Here is a 4,924-nt window from a genome sequence, read left to right on the forward strand (position 1 = left end):
GCGTCGTCGGGCAGCAGCGGGTCGAGGAACCGCGACGGCTTGCGGGACGCCCGGCCGCCGGGGTTGCGCGAGAGCGCCCAGGACAGCGAGAGGTCGAGGCGCGCGCGGGTCATGCCGACGTAGAGGAGCCGGCGCTCCTCCTCGATCTCGGCGGGGGTCTGCGCGTAGGAGAACGGGAGCGTGCCCTCCTGGAGCCCGGCGAGGAAGACGGAGTCCCACTCGAGGCCCTTGGCGGCGTGGAGGGTGGCCAGGGTGACGCCGTCGGCGACCGGGGCGTGCTGCTCGGCGGCCCGCCGGTCGAGGTGGTCGACGAAGGCGTTGAGACCGACGGGCTCCGCGACTCCCGCCGACTCGGCCGCGAACTGGACCGCCTGGTCGACCAGCGCCTGCCAGGACTCCCAGCGGTCGCGGGTCTGGCCACGAGCGGTGGGCGGATCGGACGACCAGCCCATGCCCGCCAGGATCGCGCCGACCGCGGGGACGATGTCGGACGCGAGGTCTCCCGCCTCCCCGGAGCGGGCCGCGCCGCGGAGCCGGGTGACCGCCTCGCGGACCTCGGGGCGGTCGAAGAACCGGGCGGCGCCGCGGACGACGTACGGCAGGCCCCGCGCGGCGAGGGCGTCCTCGAACGCCTCGGACTGGGCGTTGATGCGGAACAGCACGGCGATCTCGCCGAGGGATCGACCCGCGTCGCGCAGCCGGAGCACCTGCGCGGCGACCGACTCGGCCTCGGCGACCTCGTCGGGGCGCGGGGTGTAGGTGACGGGCGGGCCGGAGGGGCGCTGGGCACGCAGCTGCACGCCCGCGCTCGAGGAGCCGCCGAGGAGGGTGTTGGCGGCCGCGACGACCTCGGGCGTGGAGCGGTAGTTGCGGACCAGCTCGATCGAGGTCGTGCCGGGGAACCGGCTGGGGAAGTCGCGCAGGTAGGCGGCGTTGGCGCCGGCGAAGGAGTAGATCGTCTGGGCGGGGTCGCCGACCACGCACAGCTCGTCGCGCCCGCCCAGCCACAGGTCGAGGAGTGCCGACTGGATCGGCGAGACGTCTTGGAACTCGTCGACCACGAACCACTTGTACTGGCGGCGCACCTGGGCGGCCACCCGCTCGTCCTCGGCGAGCAGCCCCGCGGTGAGGAGCAGGACGTCCTCCATGTCCATCCGGCCCTGGCCGCGCTTGACCTCCTCGTAGCTGCCGAAGACCCGTCCCACGGTGTCGTGGTCGTGACCCGCGACGCTGCGTCCGCGCTGCGCGGCGACCGCCGGGTAGTCGTCGGGACGGACGTTGCTGACCTTGGCCCACTCGATCTCGGAGGCGAGGTCGCGCAGCAGGGCCTGGTCGGCATTGAGGCGCTGGCGCCGCGCGGCCGTGGCCAGGAGGCCGATCTTGGACTCGATGAGGGTGGGCAGCTCGGTGCCGTAGGTGGCCGGCCAGAAGTAGCGCAGCTGGCGCAGCGCGGCGGAGTGGAACGTGCGGGCCTGGACGGGCCCGGCGCCGAGGGCGCGCAGCCGGCCGCGCATCTCGCCGGCCGCGCGTGTGGTGAACGTGACGGCGAGCACCTCGGTGGGCACGTAGACCCCGGACGCGACGCCGTAGGCGATGCGGTGGGTGATCGCCCGGGTCTTGCCGGTGCCGGCGCCGGCGAGCACCCGGACCGGCCCGCGCAGCGCCTCGGCGACCTGGCGCTGCTCGGGGTCGAGCGCGGCGAGCAGGTCGGCGGGTGTGGCCATGCGGGGGAACATCTCCTGGGGGCCGGTGGTTGGATCGGGTGCAGATCAAACCCTAGACGCCGGAGGCGACAGTCCCAGATGAGCTCCTTCACGATGTACACGACGCCGTGGTGCGGCTACTGCCACCGCCTCAAGAGCCAGCTCGACCGCGAGGGCATCGGCTTCGAGATCGTCGACATCGAGCAGAGCCCCGAGGCGGCCGCCCTCGTCGAGTCGGTCAACAACGGCAACCAGACCGTCCCCACGCTGGTGTACGCCGACGGCACGGCCCAGACCAACCCCTCGGTCGCGCAGGTCAAGGAGAAGCTCGCCGCGTTGGTGGGTTGAGGCTGCGGGTTTCACCGGCCGACCGGTGAAACCCGCACGACACGCCGGGGTGGCTCGGCGTGTCGTGCGGGTTTCGGCTGACAGGTCGCAGGAACGGCGGCGGAGCCGGCGGGCGAGACGCAGTCACCAATGTCCCGGCAAGGGGCCGCCGTACCAGTGCTCCACCAGTGAGCGGCTGATCGAGACGCCGCCCGGGAGGGCCAGCGTGCCGGCCTCCGCCTGCGCCTTCATCTCGGCGCGCGTGAACCACCGGGCGTCCTCGATCTCGCGTTCGTCGACGCGGACGTCGGTGGTCAGGGCGCGGCCGATGAACCCGATCATCAGGCTCGCGGGCAGCGGCCAGGGCTGGTTGCCGAAGTACTCCACCTCGCCCACCTGGACGCCGACCTCCTCGAGGACCTCGCGGCGTACGGCGTCCTCGAGGGTCTCCCCCGGCTCGCAGAAGCCCGCCAGGGTCGAGTAGCGCCCGGCGGGCCACACGGCCTGGCGCCCGAGCAGGCACCGCTCGTCCTCCGCCCCGGGCTCGCCGTGGGTGACGACCATGATCACCGCCGGGTCGGTGCGCGGGAACTGCGTGTGCCCGTTGTCGCAGGCGAGCTCGTGGCCCGACGACCGGGGCTGCAGGGGCTCGCCGCAGCGCGGGCAGAAGCGGGTGGCGAACAGCCACTCGGCCAGGCCGAGGGCGTGGAAGACCAGCGGCGCGGCCGGGGCCGCGTCGTCGAGCAGGCCGGGCAGCAGGCCGCGCAGCGGGGTCCATTCCGCCGGGTCGCCACCCTGAGCGAGCGACACGTCCGTCACGACCGCGAACCAGGCGCGGCCGTCGTGCTCGCCGAGCAGGACCCGCACGCCCTCGGGCGCCTCCGCCGGCGAGATCCACTCGACGCGCCCGTCCCGCGGCCGCACCCGCGTGCCGGAGACGACCAGGACGCGCGACCGCGGATCGGCCCACCGACGCTCGAGCCACTCCTCGTCGCCCCGGCGTACCGCCGTCCGGTCGTGCGGGTTCGCCGAGAGCTGCAGGTGCGGATACCTCACCTGGGGGAGGCTAGCTCTAGGGTTGTCGCACGTGAGTACCCACATCGGCGCCCAGCCGGGCGACATCGCCCCCCTCGTCCTCATGCCGGGCGACCCGCTGCGAGCGCGGTGGATCGCGGAGACGTTCCTGGAGGACGCCCGCTGCTACACCGAGGTGCGCGGCATGTACGGCTACACGGGCACCTGGCAGGGGCACCGGGTCTCGGTCCAGGGCTCCGGCATGGGGCAGCCGTCGCTGGCGATCTACGCCAACGAGCTGTTCCGGGAGTACGACGTCCGGTCGGTCATCCGGGTCGGCTCGTGCGGCGCGCTGAGCGAGCGGCTGCAGGTGCGCGACGTCGTCATCGCGTCGGGTGCCTGCACCGACTCCTCGATGAACCGGATCCGCTTCGAGGGCCTGGACTACGCGCCGGTCGCGGACTTCGAGCTCCTGCGGGCCGCCCACGACGCGGCCGCGGCTAAGCAGCTCGCCGAGGCGGTGCACGTCGGGCTGATCTTCAGCAGCGACTCGTTCTACCCCGCGCGGCCCGAGCTGGCCGGCCGGATGGTCGACTACGGCGTGCTGGCGGTCGAGATGGAGGCCAGCGCCCTCTACACGCTCGCTGCGAAGCACGGACGCCGCGCGCTGACCATCTGCACGGTGAGCGACCACATCGTCACCGGCGAGGAGACGTCGGCGCAGGAGCGGGAGCAGACGTTCGAGGCGATGGTGGAGATCGCCCTCGCGGCGGGGACCAGCCTGGACTAATCGGTCCGGTCGGCGCGTTCCACCTGGCGTGGAGATCCTCGACGCGGTCGTGATCGGGGCCGGCCAGGCCGGCCTCTCCGCGTCGTACCACCTCCGGCGCCGCGGCATCGACCACGTCGTCCTCGACGCCGACGCGGCGCCGGGCGGCGCGTGGCAGCACCGCTGGGACTCGTTGACGATGGCCGACGTGCACGGCATCGCGGCGCTGCCGGACTCCGAGCCGCCCGCCGACCTCGCCGGGCGCGCCAACGCCGTGGTCCCGGCGTACTTCGACGCCTACGAGCGCGAGCACGACCTGCCGGTGCTGCGACCGGTGCGGGTCGACCGCGTCGAATCCGTGGGCGAGCTGCTGGTCGTCCACGCCGGCGGCCGCACCTGGACGACCCGCACGATCGTCAACGCCACCGGCACCTGGACCCAGCCGCACCTGCCCTACTACCCCGGCATCGAGAGCTTCCGGGGCGAGCAGCTGCACACCCAGCACTACCCCGGACCCGAGCACTTCCGCGACCGGCGCCTGGTGGTCGTGGGTGGCGGCGCGTCCGCGGTGCAGATCCTCGGCGAGGTCGCTCCGGTCGCTGCCGCGACGTGGTGGGTGACGCGCCGCGAGCCGGTGTGGCGCAGCGACGAGTTCACCCCCGAGCGCGGTCGCGAGGCGGTCGCCCTGGTCGAGGACCGGGTGCGCCGCGGGCTGCCGCCGGCCAGCGTGGTCAGCGTGACCGGTCTGGCGCTGCGGGAGCAGGAGCGTGACGCGGAGCGGCTCGGCGCCTACGAGCGTCACCCGATGTTCGCCCGCATCGAGTCGGACGGGGTGCGGATGCCCGACGGGACGCTGTGGCCGGCCGACGCGATCCTCTGGGCGACGGGCTTCCGGCCCGCCATCGGTCACCTGGCGCCGCTGCGGCTGCGCTCCGCGCAGGGCGGCATCCAGCTCGACCTCGCCGGCACCACGGTGGTCACCGACCCGCGGGTGCAGCTGGTCGGCTATGGCCCGTCCGCGAGCACGATCGGTGCCAACCGCGCCGGCCGCTCCGCCGCTCGCGGTGTTGGCGCCTGGCTCGACGGGGCCGCGGACCGGGCCGCGACGGCC

5 protein-coding genes are annotated in these 4,924 nt (G+C 74.0%); 3 read left to right on the forward strand and 2 right to left on the reverse strand.

All coding sequences use genetic code 11. From position 1 onward, the window contains the following. The coding region (locus VGD85_RS10955) for an ATP-dependent helicase (RefSeq protein ID WP_331063472.1) at positions 1 to 1,724 on the reverse strand (1,724 nt) is incomplete at its 3' end. Positions 1,725 to 1,802: 78 nt separating this feature from the next. Between VGD85_RS10955 and VGD85_RS10960 the strand changes: the two genes are divergently transcribed. Beyond that, positions 1,803 to 2,051 carry a mycoredoxin gene (locus tag VGD85_RS10960; protein WP_331063473.1) on the forward strand — a complete coding sequence of 83 codons (249 nt, stop codon included), beginning with the start codon at positions 1,803 to 1,805 and terminating at the stop codon, positions 2,049 to 2,051. Positions 2,052 to 2,174: 123 nt separating this feature from the next. Here the strand turns inward: VGD85_RS10960 and nudC are convergent, their stop codons facing one another. Then, a complete protein-coding gene (gene nudC / locus VGD85_RS10965) occupies positions 2,175 to 3,086 on the reverse strand; it encodes an NAD(+) diphosphatase (protein WP_331063474.1) in 912 nt (303 codons plus the stop codon). 31 nt (positions 3,087 to 3,117) lie between these two features. On the opposite strand from nudC, the gene deoD reads away from it, so the two are divergent. Together deoD and VGD85_RS10975 are read left to right on the forward strand one after the other, a co-directional pair. Next, on the forward strand, positions 3,118 to 3,834 hold the full coding sequence (gene deoD, locus VGD85_RS10970; protein WP_331063475.1) for a purine-nucleoside phosphorylase: 717 nt from the start codon (positions 3,118 to 3,120) through the stop codon (positions 3,832 to 3,834). Between the two features lie 28 nt (positions 3,835 to 3,862). Then, positions 3,863 to 4,924, forward strand: a 1,062-nt coding sequence (locus tag VGD85_RS10975; RefSeq protein ID WP_331063476.1) for an FAD-dependent oxidoreductase, incomplete at its 3' end; no start/stop codon positions are given.

The organism is Nocardioides sp., from assembly GCF_036401255.1.
Classification (GTDB): domain Bacteria; phylum Actinomycetota; class Actinomycetes; order Propionibacteriales; family Nocardioidaceae; genus Nocardioides.

What these genes read in the sequence shown, in the direction of transcription:
- VGD85_RS10960 (WP_331063473.1), top strand. Translation starts at nt 1,803, where the DNA reads ATGAGCTCCTTCACGATGTACACGACGCCGTGGTGCGGCTACTGCCAC.